The sequence below is a fragment of the Exiguobacterium sp. R-17 genome (assembly GCF_049913315.1).
GTDB lineage: Bacteria > Bacillota > Bacilli > Exiguobacteriales > Exiguobacteriaceae > Exiguobacterium_A.
This window is the reverse complement of record NZ_CP184372.1, coordinates 1,047,003-1,063,586: the sequence shown is the minus strand read 5'-3', so window position 1 is coordinate 1,063,586 and position 16,584 is coordinate 1,047,003. Positions and strand designations below refer to the sequence as shown.

General features: G+C 46.3%; 14 protein-coding genes. 1 reads left to right on the top strand and 13 read right to left on the bottom strand.

Translation table 11 applies throughout. The annotated features are described in order from the left end of the window. Positions 1-60: 60 nt before the first annotated feature. The 3 genes from ACN9MT_RS05485 to ACN9MT_RS05475 all read right to left on the bottom strand — a co-directional run bounded on the left by ACN9MT_RS05485 (position 61) and on the right by ACN9MT_RS05475 (position 3,133). Entirely contained in the window at positions 61-513 is a 453-nt protein-coding gene (locus ACN9MT_RS05485) for a hypothetical protein (RefSeq protein ID WP_056060482.1), read from the bottom strand. Between the two features lie 196 nt (positions 514-709). Then, entirely contained in the window at positions 710-2,152 is a 1,443-nt protein-coding gene (locus ACN9MT_RS05480; protein WP_035408806.1) for a SulP family inorganic anion transporter, read from the bottom strand. 72 nt (positions 2,153-2,224) lie between these two features. Then, positions 2,225-3,133 carry a TetR/AcrR family transcriptional regulator gene (locus tag ACN9MT_RS05475; protein ID WP_290755474.1) on the bottom strand — a complete coding sequence of 303 codons (909 nt, stop codon included), beginning with the start codon at positions 3,131-3,133 and terminating at the stop codon, positions 2,225-2,227. A 162-nt stretch (positions 3,134-3,295) separates the two neighbouring features. Between ACN9MT_RS05475 and ACN9MT_RS05470 the strand changes: the two genes are divergently transcribed. Further along, a complete protein-coding gene (locus ACN9MT_RS05470) occupies positions 3,296-4,768 on the top strand; it encodes a DHA2 family efflux MFS transporter permease subunit (protein ID WP_035408812.1) in 1,473 nt (490 codons plus the stop codon). A 40-nt stretch (positions 4,769-4,808) separates the two neighbouring features. Here ACN9MT_RS05470 and ACN9MT_RS05465 read toward each other — a convergent pair whose 3' ends face one another. The 10 genes from ACN9MT_RS05465 to mutS all read right to left on the bottom strand — a co-directional run bounded on the left by ACN9MT_RS05465 (position 4,809) and on the right by mutS (position 16,541). Beyond that, on the bottom strand, positions 4,809-5,273 hold the full coding sequence (locus tag ACN9MT_RS05465) for a 4Fe-4S single cluster domain-containing protein (protein ID WP_426272929.1): 465 nt from the start codon (positions 5,271-5,273) through the stop codon (positions 4,809-4,811). Then, positions 5,245-7,074, bottom strand: a complete 1,830-nt coding sequence (locus ACN9MT_RS05460) for an anaerobic ribonucleoside triphosphate reductase (RefSeq protein ID WP_426272928.1) — start codon at positions 7,072-7,074, stop codon at positions 5,245-5,247. The genes ACN9MT_RS05465 and ACN9MT_RS05460 overlap by 29 nt, the downstream gene beginning before the upstream one ends. A gap of 241 nt (positions 7,075-7,315) precedes the next feature. After that, positions 7,316-9,355, bottom strand: a complete 2,040-nt coding sequence (locus ACN9MT_RS05455; protein ID WP_426272927.1) for an ATP-binding protein — start codon at positions 9,353-9,355, stop codon at positions 7,316-7,318. 101 nt (positions 9,356-9,456) lie between these two features. Then, complete coding sequence (locus tag ACN9MT_RS05450) at positions 9,457-9,981, bottom strand: AAA family ATPase (RefSeq protein ID WP_426272926.1); 525 nt, start codon at positions 9,979-9,981, stop codon at positions 9,457-9,459. A gap of 101 nt (positions 9,982-10,082) precedes the next feature. Beyond that, positions 10,083-10,766, bottom strand: coding sequence for an LrgB family protein (locus tag ACN9MT_RS05445; RefSeq protein WP_426272925.1), 684 nt, complete (start codon positions 10,764-10,766; stop codon positions 10,083-10,085). Beyond that, a complete protein-coding gene (locus ACN9MT_RS05440) occupies positions 10,759-11,148 on the bottom strand; it encodes a CidA/LrgA family protein (protein ID WP_426272924.1) in 390 nt (129 codons plus the stop codon). Before ACN9MT_RS05440 ends, ACN9MT_RS05445 begins: the two co-directional genes overlap by 8 nt. A gap of 129 nt (positions 11,149-11,277) precedes the next feature. Then, complete coding sequence (locus tag ACN9MT_RS05435; RefSeq protein ID WP_426272923.1) at positions 11,278-11,784, bottom strand: hypothetical protein; 507 nt, start codon at positions 11,782-11,784, stop codon at positions 11,278-11,280. Continuing rightward, the gene (locus ACN9MT_RS05430) at positions 11,784-11,948 is read right to left on the bottom strand and encodes a hypothetical protein (protein WP_426272922.1); all 165 of its coding nucleotides are present in this window, start codon (positions 11,946-11,948) and stop codon (positions 11,784-11,786) included. Before ACN9MT_RS05430 ends, ACN9MT_RS05435 begins: the two co-directional genes overlap by 1 nt. 218 nt (positions 11,949-12,166) lie before the next feature. Then, positions 12,167-13,999, bottom strand: a complete 1,833-nt coding sequence (gene mutL / locus ACN9MT_RS05425; protein WP_426272921.1) for a DNA mismatch repair endonuclease MutL — start codon at positions 13,997-13,999, stop codon at positions 12,167-12,169. 10 nt (positions 14,000-14,009) lie between these two features. Continuing rightward, positions 14,010-16,541, bottom strand: a complete 2,532-nt coding sequence (gene mutS, locus ACN9MT_RS05420; RefSeq protein WP_426272920.1) for a DNA mismatch repair protein MutS — start codon at positions 16,539-16,541, stop codon at positions 14,010-14,012. Positions 16,542-16,584: the final 43 nt, after the last annotated feature.

Genomic DNA, 16,584 nt, shown 5'->3' with positions numbered 1-16,584 from the left:
TATCTCATGAATCATATTGAACAAATAGTACATTTAAATATTGAAACATCCTAAAATTGTTTATTCTTGCGATAAGAAGTTAAACTTTTCTATAGGAATATGATCAACGTTTATTGAACAATTGTATTTTTCTAATATGTTTTGAAGTAATGGAAAAATGTCGTTCAAATTATTTTTTTGTTTAAAATCATCAATAACTTCAACATCAAAGTTCCATCGACATTCTTCTTTATCCTCTAAAAAACCACCCGCCACTATACATAACTCATCATACGTTTCTTGAGTAACTTCCTCAGATGAAATAAGGAGTGCCTTAATATAATTATCATCTCCGAATTCGTCTTCCGAGATTCCATCAATATTTTTTAAATAAGGAAAATCGTCAATTGTGCTAGGACGTTGATAATCAATCAGTATCATGCAATAAATAGGTGGTGTTAAATAACCAGTTCTCAAAAAATATGCTTCGACCGACCTTAAATTGATTATTCTATTCAGGTGGTAATTTTTCATTTAGTGAACCTCGTTTATTTATTAGAGTGAGTTTAATTAATATTTTTAACGTTAGTTCAGATAACTTTCTTTAATAGTTTACACCTTATCACATCATACAACTATCGGATATATAGTACTTATATGACTCGTCAAGATAATAGAAAGGGGTAGCATTCCCATGTACCTAGGAATGCTACCCCTTTGATAAAATTCATTATGCAATCCGTTGCGCTAATCGATCAACAAGAGCCTGAGACTCTTCATTTAATCCTACCAATTCAACTTTTTTGCCGAGTCGTTCATATTTCAAGACGACGTTCTCGATCGCTTCGATGGCTGAATCATCAAATAAGTGACACGCTGAGAAATCGAGCGTGATGATCGATGATAGATCAGCATCGAGCTGGAACTGTTCCGCAAATGCAGTCGTCGACGCAAAGAATAACGGTCCACGGATCGTATAACGGACTCGTTCTGTTTGCTCCTCACGCTCGACTTGGATGCGAGAAATTTTTGACGCGAATAATAACGCTGCAAGCAAAATCCCGACAAGGACACCCATCGATAAGTCATGCGTCAATACCGTCACGAACACGGTCGCGAGCATGACCGCAGAATCACTTTTCGGTGACGTCTTGAGCATCTTGAATGAGCCCCAGTCAAACGTCGCATACGAGACGAAGAACATGACACCGACAAGTGCTCCCATTGGAATCGTCATCAATAGATCGTTCATCGTAAACATCAATAGCATCAAAAACACACCTGCTGTCAACGTCGACAAGCGACCGCGTCCACCGGATGTGACATTGATGACTGATTGCCCGATCATCGCACAACCTGGCATTCCACCGAACATACCGGCGATAATGTTCGCAATTCCTTGTCCGCGCGATTCCATCGCTTTGTTCGACGTCGTATCCGTCATTTCATCAACGATTCGTGCTGTCAGTAACGATTCGATCAAACCAACGAATGCGAGTGACAAGGCATATGGGAAGATGATTTGAAGTGTCTCGAGTGAGAACGGGACATCTGGCAAGAAGAAGCTTGGTAACGCCGCTTCGATTTGTCCCATATCCCCGATGACACGGGTATCGAGCGAAAAGACGACTGTTAATACCGTCATAATCGTGATCGCAACAAGTGGCGCCGGAATCGCTTTTGTGACCCGTGGAAATAACAAGATGATGGCGAGTGACGCGGCGACCATCGCATACATAATCCAGTTTTGCCCTTCGAACTGTGGCAATTGCGCCGAGAAAATCAGAATGGCGAGCGCATTGACGAATCCGACCATGACAGCTCGAGGAATGAATCGTAATAACTTGGCAATTCCTAAAAAGCCGAACGCGATTTGTAGAATTCCGGCAAGTATACCGGCAGCTAGTAGATAATCAACACCGTGATCTTTGACGAGCTGAACGACGACGAGTGCCATCGCGCCAGTCGCAGCCGAAATCATTCCAGGGCGACCACCAGCAATCGAGATGACAATTGCAATGATAACGGAAGCGTATAGCCCAACCATCGGGTTGACACCAGCGATCAGCGAAAACGCGATTGCTTCCGGGACGAGTGCTAAGGCAACGACGATTCCGGACAACAAATCCGCTTTTGGTTGCAAGAACCACTCTTTTTTCCATTGAGTAAACATATGATGATTGAGACCCCTTTTCTAACATGAATGATCTCAGTGTAATTGGATTAGTTTCAAAAAGCAACCTTTTTAGGAAGTTTTGGTCCGAATGCGGGCAATCTCATCGACCATCGTTTTATAAGTCGCCATGATTTCCTGGCCCGCAAAGACCGGATCTTCATCCATCGTCTCGAGTGCCCGGCGCAGGAGATGGATTTTCGGTTTCTTACGTTCGAGCAATTCCTCATAGATGAAATCGAGAACTTCTTCATGTGCTTCCTTCGATTCTTCGGAAATCGAAGACAAGGTGATCAAACGCTTCATATGTGCGCTCGTCTTTTCGAATAAATCCTTCCGAATGACGACTTCATCTTGTGGACGATCGAGCCAGACCGATAGGAATCGTGGCGGAATCAATTGTTCCTCCGTCCGACTGACGTCTTCGACGAGATGCGTCAACCGATTGAACACATAGCGGACAACCCGTTCCGGTTGAGTGTTCGGCTCAGATTGACGGAAGAAGTACATTGCATATTGCAACATCCCCGTGTAAATGACTGCTAAATCTAGAAGATACGGTTCCTTCGTCTGACCGAATAAATCACGTAACCGATCGAACGTCCACTCGATCTCAAGAAGTCGATTGTTTTCCATGAACGTCTTGAGTTCTTTTTCATTTGAAGCAATGGCCTCTTCGAACAATGTATATAATTTATATTTTTGCATCAATTCCAAATAACAGTTTCCTTGTTGAATGAATGTTTCATAATCCGAGACATCCCGTCCGACAAGAATTTCCTTACGCGCGGTCCGCATTTTTTCAAAGACGGTATTAAAGACATCAATGAATAATTCGTTTTTAGAAGAGAAGTAATTATAGAACGTCCCTTTAGAAACGTTACTGTGTTCGAGAATATCCTGAATGGATGTCGATTGATAACCCTTTTCGACGAATAGTTGATAGGCAGCATCTAATAATTGTTTCTTTTTTGGATTCATGGTCTTGTCCTTTTCTGTTCATAATTGGTTCGAGAACCACTTATTTTAGTGTATGAAGCAAATAATTTGAACTCATTCGACTTCTGCTGGTAAGATAGCCAAGTCAGTCATAGAATTCAAGTCTAACATTTTAGACTCGTAGTACAAAAGGAGCATAACGAAATGCAATCAAGCAAGCAATCATCACGACTTTATTTAATTTTAGCTGTCCTCATGGCAGGTGCGTTCGTTGCGGTCCTAAACTCGACGTTACTCAACATCGCCTTACCGTCGATCATGAAATCGTTCGGTATTCAGGCAAGCACCGCCCAGTGGTTGACGACGGGATATATGCTCGTCAATGGAATCATGATTCCGACGTCGGCATTCCTCGTCCAAAAGTTCTCAACGCGTCAACTGTTCTTGACGGCGATGACATTGTTCTCACTCGGAACGATTATCGCTGGACAAGCACACATCTTCCCGCTCCTACTCGGCGCGCGCATGATGCAGGCCTCGGGTTCCGCGATCATGATGCCACTGTTAATGAACGTTCTCTTGACCGGTTTCCCAATCGAAAAGCGTGGGCAAGCGATGGGAATCTTCGGACTCGTCATCACCTTCGCTCCAGCAATCGGACCGACATTGTCCGGGTGGATTCTTGAACATTATGAGTGGCGGATGTTGTTCCATCTCGTCACACCGATCGCATTGCTCGTACTCTTCACGGGTGCCTTCTTATTGAAGAAAGAGACGGTTCAAAGTTCACTTAAGCTCGATTTGTTCTCACTCGTCCTTTCAAGCTTCGGCTTCGGTGGTTTGTTGTATGGATTTAGTTCCGCCGGTTCTGCCGGATGGGGATCTTGGACGGTCATCGGATCATTGATTATCGGTGTAATCAGTTTGACTTCCTTCATTATACGTCAATTCATGCTCGAAGAACCGATGCTTGAGTTCGGTATTTTCCGGTATCCGATGTTCGCTTTATCGCAAGGGATTTCAATGGTCTTGAACATGTCAATGTTCTCCGCGATGATCTTGATGCCGATCTACATCCAGACGATTCGTGGCATCTCACCATTTCACTCTGGTCTCTTGATGTTACCGGGTGCGATCGTTATGGCGATCATGTCACCAATAACAGGTCGTCTCTTCGACCGATTTGGTGCTCGCATCCTTGCCATCATCGGCTTATCACTGACTGTCTTGACGACGTTCTCATTCAGTCAGCTAGCTGCGGATACGTCATACGCGTTCCTCGTCATCATGTATACGTTACGTTTCCTTGGAATCTCGATGGTCATGATGCCGGTCATGACGAACGGATTGAATCATATTCCACAACATTTGACACCTCACGGTACGGCATTAAACAACACGTTGTCACAAGTATCGGGTGCGATTGGTTCAGGTCTGCTCGTGACGATCATGACATCGCGGACGAAACACCACGTTCCGGAACTCGCTTCACAACCAGAAGCCGCTAATCCGGAATGGTTGCAGATGCAGGCGATGATCGAAGGAATCAATGATACGTTCTTCATCGCGACGTTACTCGCACTTGCTGCTTTGATTTTATCGTTTTTCATCAAAAAACGACGGACAACGACACTCGCAGTCGTCGAATCCGTCGATCAAGAACAAAAATATGCATGATTTGATTCTCCCCTGTCTAAAAAGATGGGGGAGTTTTTGTCTAATCCAAACGTTTGTTTAAATGCTGTCGATCATACATTCGTTGATTCGTACTCCCCCGAAAGCTTGTCGTTCGGTCAAGTTTCGATAGGATGAACGGACCATCAATCAATCCATCTAGTCGGCGTAACAAAGGGTGCCATTCTCGGTGCTTAATGATCTCTTCCAACACATAGCCCGTATACAAGATCACTTCATAGTCTGGTCCGAGTCGTTCTAGTAGCCGATAGAGCGCTATTGCTTGTAACAACGGTTCCCCACCGGATAGCGTCAGACGCCGGTGACCAGTTGCTTGAATCCGCGCGATCGTCTCATCAATTGTCCAAGCTACACCACCTGCCGGATCCCAGGAGGACGGATTATGACAGCCGGCACAATGATGCGGACAACCGGCAAGAAATAACACCGTTCGTAAACCAGGACCATCGACGACCGAGTCAGGAAGAAGCGAGAGAACGCGTAGCATCGTGTTTCACCCGATTCTGCTCTTCTGCCCGTTTCGCTTCATTCCAGCGGTCCAGCGTACCGACGAGATATCCGGTGATGCGCCGAATGCGTTCGATCGATCCACTCCCGCAAACCGGACATTGATCCTCGATCGTCTGCTCCGTTCGGCAATCAAGACAACGATCGACGGGATGATTGATTGATCCATAACCGATTCCAGCCTCCGCCATTAAACGAACGATGTCTTCGATTGCTTCCGGATTTCCAGCAAGCGCACCATCCGTCTCGACATAGGTGATATGACCGCCATTACATAATGAATGGAACGGGGCTTCAAGTTGAATCTTCTCACGGATCGTCACGGGCGCATCGACAGGAATGTGAAAGGAATTTGTATAATACGGTCGATCTGTCACTCCTTCGATCTCACCAAAGTCACTGACATCGCGACGTGTGAACTTACCGGATAATCCTTCGGCCGGAGTTGCGAGTAAACTAAAGTTCAACCCTGTCTGTTCGCCAAAATTGTCGACTACCGTCCGCATCGCTTGAATCAATGCAAGACCAATCCGGTGTGCTAGTTCGGAATAACCATGATGACTCCCCGTCAGGACGGACAAACATTCAGCAAGTCCGATGAAGCCGACCGCTAACGTCCCGTGTTTGAGGACCGGACCTACCTGATCCGTATTTCTTAGCGTCTCACCGTCTTTCCAGACGTGTTGATATAAAAATGGAAACTCGTCAGCCGTTCGACTTGCCTGGAACTCATACCGTGCGATGAGTTGCCGGCATGCAAGTCTTGTCGTATCTTGGACGGCTTCGAACATTTGATCGACGGTTTGACTTTGAAGTGCCAAGCGGACAAGGTTGATGCTCGTGAAGGATAAATTACCACGACCTGTGACGGACGGTATGTCTCCACGATCCTCGAATACACGGGTCCGGCATCCCATATACGCGACTTCCGCTTTTCCCGGTTGCTCCTGGTGATTAAATGGTGCATCGAGAAATGCAAAGTTGGGAAACAATCGCTTTCCTGTTACCCGTGTAGCGAGTTTAAACAAATCATAGTTTGGGTCCATTGGTGACAGATTGATTCCTTGTTTCACTTTATAGATCTGAATCGGAAAAATCGGTGTCTCACCCTTGCCCAGTCCACGCTCCGTCGCTGTCAGCAAGGCGCGCTGGAAGAGCCGCCCTGCCTGCGTCGTATTCGTTCCATAATTGACGGATAAAAACGGTACCTGTCCCCCACCGCGTGAATGCATCGAATTCGTATTATGGATGAACGCTTCGCACGCCTGAAACGTCTTTTCATACGTCTCCTGCCATGCGCGCCGCTCCCGCTTGCGTCGCTTCCAATGCGGCACGAGGTCATGTAGTTTGGTCCATTCGCGTTGGTAGGTCTTTTCGACGAATGGTGCTATATCATCGTCAAAGGTCGCAAAGGCTTGTCCGCCATGCTGCATGTTTTGATTCGCCTGGACGATGATTGCTGCAAGGGCGAGGGCAGAACGAATGTCTTGCGCCGGACGGATCGAACCGTGCGTTGTCTGAAATCCGTTTGAGAGTAACTGACCGAGCGGAATTTGGGCACAAGTCGTCGTCCCAGTCACATAATAATCGGCGTCATGAATATACAAGATGTTGTCGTCAAGCGCCTGCAAGACATCCGCTTCGAGATGTCGTCGCATCATCTGCCGTGCTGCTTCCCCAGCAATCCGTTGTAACTTCGCAAGTGGTGTTTTGCCATCAATGTTTGCATTCTCTTGTTCGATCTCTTGCGGTGGTGTGAGTAACGCTTCTAAGCTCTCCATGATTCTTCTTCCTCTCCCGCTTTTTTTGTTTTCACTATAGCGATGGAGCCGAAAGAAGTGCAATCCCTGCATACCTTACGATTTTTTCAACTGTTTCAGCCGTTTTGTCATCAATCTGTTCGGTTTATTGCGTAAAAGCCCGATTCTTCTACATTTTAGCCGATCTCATGGACTTGGACGAATCTCACACGAGAAACGACAAAAAAGAAGAGGCGCATGATATCGCCTCTTCTTCATCTCTTCATTCTGCTTCGAGTAACGCGTCCGTCGCACTTGGTAACTTGACCCGAAAAACCGTCCCTTCTCCCAAGATCGATTCGACTTCGATGTTGCCATCATGCGCTCGAACGATTTCTTTACAAATCGATAATCCAAGACCTGTTCCGCCGATTTTTCGGCTGTCTGAGTTATCGACACGATAGAACTTGCTGAATAGATGCGGCATCGAATGACTCGGAATCCCGATTCCGAAATCACGGACGCTGAGTTCAATCTGATTGTGCTGATGGGTCAGCGTCACAACGACATCCCCACCGTCCGGTGAGTATTTGACTGCATTATTCAATAGATTTCCGAGTAGCTGTTTCATACTGTTCGCATCTGCTTCGACCATAAAGTCCTGTTCGTCATTCAAATCAAGCTGCAGACTATGTTGTTCCGTCGCTGCTTGATAAAACTGAATTTGTTCCTTGACGATTTCTTTCAGGTCAAAGATTTGTTTATCATACTCTTGCTTTCCTGACTCCATCCGCTGAACGTTCAAGAAGTCGCTGACAAGATTGGTCAATCGTTTCGATTCATCATGAATCGTTTGCAAGTATCGCTTGTTCCGCTCGGGATCCAGATCCCGTTTCAACATCAGCTCCGTAAAGCCATAAATTGAAGAGAGCGGTGTTCGAAGTTCATGCGAAACCGTCGAGACGAGTTCTGATTTGACCCGATCAACCTCTGTCTCAGCCGTGACATCACGGAAGACGAGGATCGTTCCTTTCGACTGTTCTCCATGCGCGATGGCTTCGGCATAAACTTGAATGAAATATTCACCCTGGTCGATCGACAAAGAGAACATGCCCTCAGGGATCTCACCCGATAAGACTTCTTCAAAGTACGCTTCAAAAGCTTCTTTCTGGTCCATCTGCTCGAACATCGTCTCTGGTCGGACTTCAAGAAACGTCATCGAGTCATTGTCTTCCTCGACCTGTAACGACTGGAAGATATCAAATAATGCCTGATTCCCTAAGATCGTCTTTTCCTCATGTTTGATATAAAGAATCGCTTCCCGAACGGAATTCAACAGTTGCGCCGTCTCTTTTCGTTCATATTCCATCTGTTCATAGAGTGACATCCGCATCAATGAAATGGCGATTTGTTTCGAGAACGATTCCAGTTCCGCCAAATCTTTTTGATTGAACGGCGCGTCAAAGCGCGCTAAATAAAGACAAGCAATCAATTCCTCCTTCGCCGGATCCATGATCGGAATGACTCCCTCATAGACATGATACGGATACTTGATAAGATCATCATTGGCGACCTTTTTCGAGGAATGCGCTGTCTCCTTTGAAATCATGACCCGTTTCAGCAGCAATGATTCTGTTTTTAAGCTCTCCTGCTGATCCTCCGTCATCTCCTTTGGAACGACTTGGGCGATCTCATTATGTTTGATCAGCAACAGGGCACCAAATTCCGTCTTCGTCAATCGGACGATCGTACTGATGACAGAAGAATAATCGAATAAACTCTCCTTTGAAGCAAGCGTTTCAATTAATTCGTTCCGATCTTGTAAATGCAATTCGTTCGTCCGAGTCACTTCCAAAGCACGCTCAAGTTCGTCCTGCTTTTGCGTCAGTACTTCCTGATTGCGTTCCATTTCTTGATTCTTTGCTGACAGTTCCGCATGTTGTGATGAGATCGACCGTGCCATCTGGTAAAACGATGCTGTCAATTGACCGACTTCATTATGGCTGTCGACATCATGCTCGAGCGAAATCGACTTTCCTTCCGCAAGACGGCGACTTTTGACATTCAATTCGCGGAGCTGTGACGTCACCCGATGAATCAACGGACGGACGATGAACAATAGACAAAATAAAAAAACCATCAAGTTTAAAAACCAGAACCATTGTGTCTTTTGTAACTGGTCGAGTACCTGTTCCTTCGTCCGACCGTCTGCATTGTCCACGTATAAATAACTGGCAACCGATGTGATGACACTTAGTGCAAAGACACTATAAAAAATTGCCATCAACTGTCTGCCTAACTTCTCAGTCATCCAGTGTTTCATGTTCATAAATCCTCCTAGCAGTATATTGCCCTTCGTTCAAGATTGTTTCCTCCTCATCTATTATCATCTAATGATTCCCGGAAACATCTCTCTTGAATCCTTTATGGTCGGGCAGGCGAGAGTCCGATCCCAGTCACGAGAGCAATCGCATCGACAACTTGTCCTTTTGTCAGATCGTCCGTCTGGATCTGTTGACGAAACAGCGGATCGGATAATTGCCGTAGTCGTTGTTCCGCTTGTTGACCGCCCCACGAGTTTGGACGCTCAAAGCGGCTGATCAGGCGGCGTTTGACAGTCGTCTCCTTCGCCATCAAGGCGATATGACGGACATCATGTCCAGTCTCGCGTAACGTCCCGATGATTTCCTGAAAGTACGTTGGATTCGTCAAGGTCATCGGTACGATGATCCGCGCATCTTCCGTATCGAGCTGTTCGAGGAGCTGTCGATTAAACGTGCGCCACAACGGCTCATCCTGAAAATCGTCCTTGTTTTCCGGCAGTTGTACCCGTAAGAAATAGCCTGTCTCTTCCGGATCAAAAATGTATGATCCGCTCCAGCGTTGGTGTAGTCCTTTTGCTGCTGTCGTCTTCCCGACGCCAAACGTACCGTTAATCCAAATGATCATCCTCTTCTCCTCCACCCTGTTTTCTGTTGTACTATACTGCAAAAGTGGTCGACAAGTTTCAATCGGTTACAAAAAAACACTCCGTTGAAAAAACAGAGTGTTTAGCCATATAACCATGTGATTAAAAACGGTGCGAGAATGCTGGCACAGACAGCCGTCAAGACCATCGTCAACAGACCGACCGCCCCTTCCCGTTGATCGAGACTCATCGACTTCGTCGCACCCATGACATGAGCGATTGATGCTAAACCGACCCCACGGCTGACGAAGTGGCGAATCTTTAATCCCGTCATGAGCTTCGGACCGACGATCGATCCAGTTAACCCCGTCAATAAAACGAAAGCAGCCGTCAGCGTCGTCGTCCCACCAGCTTTTTGTGAAATCGCCAAGGCGACGGGTAACGTGACCGACTTCGGTAACAGAGCAAGATTCGTTGTCCGCTCAAGATGAAGCAATAGACCAAGTAACAAATCAGAGCTCATGGCAATACATGTTCCAAGCAAAACACCAAGTCCGATTTCTGTTAGAAAACGCCGAACGTGATGCCGGACCCGATAGAGTGGAATCGCAAATGCCGTGATCGCTGGACCGAGCATCTTCGACAAGTATTGTCCTCCTTGCATGTATTCTGCGTGTGAGACTCCAGAACAGACGAGAATTAAGATCAAAACTGCCGTTACCGTCAGAATTGGTAACGTCCAGACACGAGGATAACGTTGATAGATGAACATTGCGATACTAAACAATGCAATTGACAGGATGATCCAAAACAGTGCCTCATTCATGTCGTGTCACCGCCTCTTTTCGGTGTGCTAGTCGATCAACGATATATGCTGATCCGACTAATGTCAGAAGGCTACTGACGATGACGATCAACACGACCTGTAAACCGGATGTCCGGAGAAATGCGGTATAATCCATGATTCCGGACAGTGCTGGAACAAAGAACAATGGCATGACGAACAGAAGAAATGTCCCGCCCCGTTCGACGGCCACAAGCGGAATCAGACGGCTTTTTAACGCCAGGTACAGTAGAATCAAGCCGATGATGTTACCGGGTAATGGTAATTGAAAGGTTTCGCTCACCCAGTCCCCACTGAGTGAAAAACAAAAAATAAGTGCGATTTGAGCAATGATTTGAATAATACGCATAACGCGTGACAGCATGATAAAGGTCCCCTTGTTAACAGTTTCGGGTCCTATTATCCGCCTCTTTCCTTCAACAATCAACCTTAGAATTTGTTCTAAATAAGTAATCATCTCGTTCAAAATTACTTATATTTAATTTTTAACAATTTATTTAAAATTAATCGCCAATGAATTATATTCAGCTTCAAGATTTACTTTCAATTCGCTAGTTTCCTTTGTGTATGTTAAATAAGAACCCGATGGTTCTTTGGCTAAGCTAGAATAAGTAGAATAATTTGAATAGTATTCTTTAAAATCTAAATATAGATCCATATATTTTTCAGATGGACTTTTTAATTTATTTACACTCTCATCAATAGTAAATTGTGCATCCTCCATACTGCTATATATACCCTCGTCCTCTAACACACCATGAACAGTTTCTAATGCTGCGCTAAATTCGCCTCTTTCAATATAACGACCTCTATTATTAAAACGTGTTCCATTCTCTGGTGCATTATTCTCAACTGACGATTCATCTACTCCAAGATAATTTGCAAGAGAACTTAGTCTTAAATTATTTTCAATAGAAGCATTCCAAACGTCGCTATACATTACAATTACGTCGTTAGAAGTATCACTTAGAGTATTTAGATTTTCTACAGTATTATTCATTAAAGTAAGGTAATCTTTCTCTTGTTGTTCTTTTTTTTCTTTTCTAATAACTGCTTGTTGATTTTTTTCTCTTTAATCACTAAGTAACTCGCAACTCCTCCACCAATAACTAATAAAGCTACAATAAATAAAATCACCTTTTTTTTAATTAATTTTTTTCTCATAGTAAATATTTTCTTATTCCTTTCCAATATCTATATTAGTGAAACTTCCACTTTGTAATTATAGCATTTATTTCTATTTTTTCATTATTCCAGAAAAATTATTCTAATCATACAATTTTCTATATAAAAAATTCTCTATCAATAGAAAGATTACTCATCTAACTATATTTAGAGAATTTAACATTATTTATACTTATATGTTTTATTCCTAAGCAAAATCACATGACTCGCTTAAATAGCTTCTCGAGTTCATATGTCGTCCATTCAATGATGACTGGACGTCCGTGTGGACACGTGAACGGCATCTCTGTCTTCGCTAAATCATCAATCAACCGACGCATCATCTCATCGTTCAACGGATGATTCGCCTTGATCGATTTCTTACATGCCATCATGATGGCGGCATCTTCCCGATACGTCTCAAGATCGATTTTCCGTTTCATCAATGCCTCATCGAGTAATTCTTGAATCGTCTCTTCCTGTCGATGGGACGGGAACCACGTCGGGACTTCTCGGACGATGAAGCTCTGTGGACCGAACGCTTCGAATTCAATGCCGACGTCTTTTAGTAACGGAAGGATTTCCTCCATTCGTTTCATGTCATCTGACGAGATTTCAAACGTATATGGTAAGAGTAATTGCTGCCGTTGCTCCGGTGGTCGACCGAACATGACTTTATACGTCTCGTATTTGATCCGTTCCTGAGCCGCGTGTTGATCAATCATATACATCCCGTCTTCTCCGGCACAGACGATATAGGACGAATGAAGTTGTCCGATGACGTCGAGGTGTGGAAAGCGCGGACGAGCGTGGGATTCCTCTATCGGTTCGACAACGTCCTGCTTGACCGGTTCCATGGGCTCGAATAGATCATCCTCGTTACTAAACGGCAATGGTTTCTCTACAGAGGATCGATCGTCCTCTTGCGGTTTTTTCGGAATCGGATAATTCCAGACTGCTCGCGATGACGTCTCCTCGACCGGTTCCGCGACGTAAGAAAAATCGAGTTTCTCTTGACTACTCGGATCCTTTTTCGGTTTCGGTGACGTCACCTTCGGAATCAACGTCTCTCGGCTGAGCGTCATCTTGATTGTCTCTTGAATCAACTGGCAGAGCTCCATCTCTTTTGAGAGACGAACTTCCCGTTTCGCCGGGTGGACGTTGACGTCAATCAGGAGTGGATCCATCGTCACCTCAATGACGGCAATCGGATACCGTCCAATCGGTAAGAGCGTATGGTAACCGTTCAAGACCGCTTGCGTCAGGGCAAAGTTTTTGACCGAACGTCCATTAAGAATCAACGTGATGTAATTCTTCGAGGCACGGGTCACTTCCGGTTTGACGAGATGACATGTCAGTTGATAATCGGCATTCGCTCCCTTAGCGACCAACGTCCCTTGGATCGTTTGATGACCGTAGACACTCGCCAGTGCTTGCCGGACGTCTCCCGATCCATTCGTCTGAATCAGCGTCTTCCCTTCATGGGTAGCCCGAAGCTTGACGTCCGGATGGGCGAACGCCATTCGGTTCAACACGTCCGTGATTGCGGCAAGCTCCGTATGCGTCGTCTTTAAATATTTGAGCCGAGCCGGTGTATTGAAGAAGAGATGCTCGACTGTCAATTCCGTTCCTCGGTTCATGGCAGCTGGTGTCCGCTGAACGACCGTCCCGTACTCAAGCGTCACTTGAATCCCTTCCGCGTCCTCGCGTTTCGTCTTCAACGTCACTTTACTGACGGACGCGATCGAGGCAAGGGCCTCTCCGCGAAAACCAAGTGTCTTGATTCGGAACAAGTCATGCTCGTCCTTAATCTTACTCGTCGCGTGACGAACGAAAGCCAGTTCAGCGTCATCCGGGTAAAACCCGTGTCCGTTGTCACGGATCGTCATCCGTTTCATTCCGGCTTCTTCGAGTTCGACATCGATTTGGGTCGCACCGGCATCAAGTGCGTTCTCAACCAGTTCCTTGACGACCGATGCGGGACGTTCAACGACTTCTCCCGCCGCGATCCGGTTCGCTAAACTATCGGATAATTCACGAATGATTCCCACTGCATTCTCCTCACTTTCTCGCTTCGGCTTGTAGACGGTATAGCGTATTCAGTGCCTCGAGTGGCGTCATATTAATTAAATCAAGACTAGCCATCGTCTCTCGTAACGGATCCGCTTCTGAGAACAGACTGAGTTGATCAATCGGCTCCTCCTGAACAGGGGCTTTTACAGGTGCTGCGACCGGAACAGGCTCCGCCTGCTCGAACTCGGACAAGAGGATTTGCGCCCGCTCGATCAGACTATCTGGTAAATCAGCTAGCCGCGCGACATGGATTCCGTACGATTGATCAGCTTTTCCATCGCGTACTTCATGCAAGAAGACGACGCGTCCCTCTTGTTCGACGGCGCGGACATGAACGTTCGCTAATCGATCAATCGATTCTTCGAGCACTGTCAATTCATGATAATGCGTCGAAAATAGTGTCTTTGCTCCAACATGACGAGCGATGTGTTCAACGATTGCTTGCGCAAGTGCCATCCCATCATACGTCGAGGTCCCGCGACCGATTTCATCAAGCAGAATCAACGACCGGTCTGTTGCACGCGTCAACGCTTCTTGTGTCTCGACCATCTCGACCATGAACGTCGATTGTCCACTGACGAGGTCGTCTGCCGCCCCGATCCGAGTAAAGATTTGATCGAAGATTGGTAGTTCCGCTTGAGAAGCTGGTACGAACGAGCCGATTTGATGTAACAAGGCAATCAAGGCGAACTGTCGCATATAGGTCGATTTACCGGACATGTTCGGTCCAGTGATCAACAACATCTCGCGTTCTTCGTTTAAGGTAATCCCGTTCGCAACATATTCGCCGCGCGGTAAGACTGTCTCGATGACCGGGTGACGCCCTTGCTGAATATCAACCGTTCGTCCCGTCGTCGTGATTGGTCGGACATAGTCGTGTGTTTCGGCAATCTCAGCCAGTGCGACGAGGACGTCGAGTTCCGCAATCCGGCGACTGACGCGTTGTAAGCTTTCGATATGTCCTTTGACTTCATCGCGCACTCCACAGAAGAGATCGTACTCGAGCGTGACACTCTTCTCTTCCGCACCAAGGATCAATGCTTCTTTTTCCTTCAATTCCGGTGTGATATAACGCTCAGCATTGGCGAGTGTCTGCTTCCGTTCATACCGTCCTTCCGGTAACAGTTTGGCATTTGCACGCGAGACCTCGATGTAATAGCCGAAGACACGGTTGTAACCGATCTTCAACGTTTTGATGCCGGTTGCTGCTCGTTCATTTGCTTCGAGTGTCGCAAGCCACGTTTTGCCGTCTTTTGAAGCGACAAGTAACTCGTCGAGGTCTGGTGAATAACCGGACTTGATCATCCCGCCCTCTTTCGTTGAGATCGGTGGGGCTTCAACGAACGCACGATCGAGTAGATCGCTCAATTCGTCGTGTGGATCGAGTCCGAGACTAAGTTGACCGAGACGTTCGCTCATCATCTCTTCAAGTGCTGATTGGATACGGGGAATCAATCGCAACGTCGACTTCAATTGAACGAGATCACGCGCTGACGCTGTTCCGTAACCGACTTTTGCGACGAGTCGCTCAAGATCATAGACTTCCCGTAACGTATCTTTTAATTGCTGACGCTCGAAATAGTGTTGCAACAGTTCCTCGACAGCGTCGAGCCGTTCCGTGATGACTCGCTCCGATAACAACGGTTTTTCCAGCCAGCGTTTCAACATCCGTCCACCCATCGCTGTACCTGTCACGTCAAGTAGACCAAGCAACGAACCCTTTTTGTCTCCTGTCCGTGCCGAGCGGACGAGCTCAAGATTTTTGACCGTATTCGGTTCGAGTTGCATGAAATCGCTCGCTTCGTAGACAACTGCCGGTTGCAGATGTGTCAACGCTCGTTTTTGTGTATCGTGCATGTAGGCATAGAGGACAGCAAAGGCTTCCGCTTGGGCTGTATCAATCGCGCGATCTCCATGTGGATGTGTCTCGCGTCGTGAACTTCGCGTCAGCGGGATCCGTAAGGACGCAAGTGCCGTCTCATGTTCCTCTGTCGTGACGATGATTTCCCGTGGCAAGATAATGCTTAATTCTTTGATTACACCATCGAGTGTTGCAACGCTTGTCAAGGCACTCTCACCCGTCGAGACATCTCCTCTGGCAATCCCAAAGCGACCGTCCTGTTCAACGACCGCAACTAAGTAACGATTTTCTTTTTCTGTCAAGGCGGACATCAACGTTCCCGGTGTGATGACTTGGATGACTTCGCGTTTGACGAGTCCTTTCGTCAACTTTGGATCCTCGACTTGATCACAAAGCGCCACTTTATAACCACGCTCGATCAACTGTTCGATGTAGCCGTTCGCCGCGTGATGGGGCACGCCACACATCGGAATCGGATGCTCCGCGTTTTTACCGTTTTTCGCCGTCAACGTCAACTCCAGTTCATGGGCGACTTTCTTGGCATCCTCAAAAAATAATTCATAAAAATCACCGAGCCGATAAAACAAGAAAGCGTCCGGATAATCTGCCTTGATCGAGAAGTATTGTTTCATCATCGGTGTGTTGTGTACTGCTTCCATTCTTCCACCTCATTCGTCGAAAAAGCCGACGGATGTCCGTCGG

Bases quoted from the DNA above. Each gene is read 5' to 3' on its own strand.
- ACN9MT_RS05485 (WP_056060482.1), bottom strand. From the start codon at position 513: ATGAAAAATTACCACCTGAATAGAATAATCAATTTAAGGTCGGTCGAA.
- ACN9MT_RS05480 (WP_035408806.1), bottom strand. From the start codon at position 2,152: ATGTTTACTCAATGGAAAAAAGAGTGGTTCTTGCAACCAAAAGCGGAT.
- ACN9MT_RS05475 (WP_290755474.1), bottom strand. From the start codon at position 3,133: ATGAATCCAAAAAAGAAACAATTATTAGATGCTGCCTATCAACTATTC.
- ACN9MT_RS05470 (WP_035408812.1), top strand. From the start codon at position 3,296: ATGCAATCAAGCAAGCAATCATCACGACTTTATTTAATTTTAGCTGTC.
- ACN9MT_RS05465 (WP_426272929.1), bottom strand. From the start codon at position 5,273: ATGCTACGCGTTCTCTCGCTTCTTCCTGACTCGGTCGTCGATGGTCCT.
- ACN9MT_RS05460 (WP_426272928.1), bottom strand. From the start codon at position 7,074: ATGGAGAGCTTAGAAGCGTTACTCACACCACCGCAAGAGATCGAACAA.
- ACN9MT_RS05455 (WP_426272927.1), bottom strand. From the start codon at position 9,355: ATGAAACACTGGATGACTGAGAAGTTAGGCAGACAGTTGATGGCAATT.
- ACN9MT_RS05450 (WP_426272926.1), bottom strand. From the start codon at position 9,981: ATGATCATTTGGATTAACGGTACGTTTGGCGTCGGGAAGACGACAGCA.
- ACN9MT_RS05445 (WP_426272925.1), bottom strand. From the start codon at position 10,766: ATGAATGAGGCACTGTTTTGGATCATCCTGTCAATTGCATTGTTTAGT.
- ACN9MT_RS05440 (WP_426272924.1), bottom strand. From the start codon at position 11,148: ATGCTGTCACGCGTTATGCGTATTATTCAAATCATTGCTCAAATCGCA.
- ACN9MT_RS05435 (WP_426272923.1), bottom strand. From the start codon at position 11,784: ATGAATAATACTGTAGAAAATCTAAATACTCTAAGTGATACTTCTAAC.
- ACN9MT_RS05430 (WP_426272922.1), bottom strand. From the start codon at position 11,948: ATGAGAAAAAAATTAATTAAAAAAAAGGTGATTTTATTTATTGTAGCT.
- mutS (WP_426272920.1), bottom strand. From the start codon at position 16,541: ATGGAAGCAGTACACAACACACCGATGATGAAACAATACTTCTCGATC.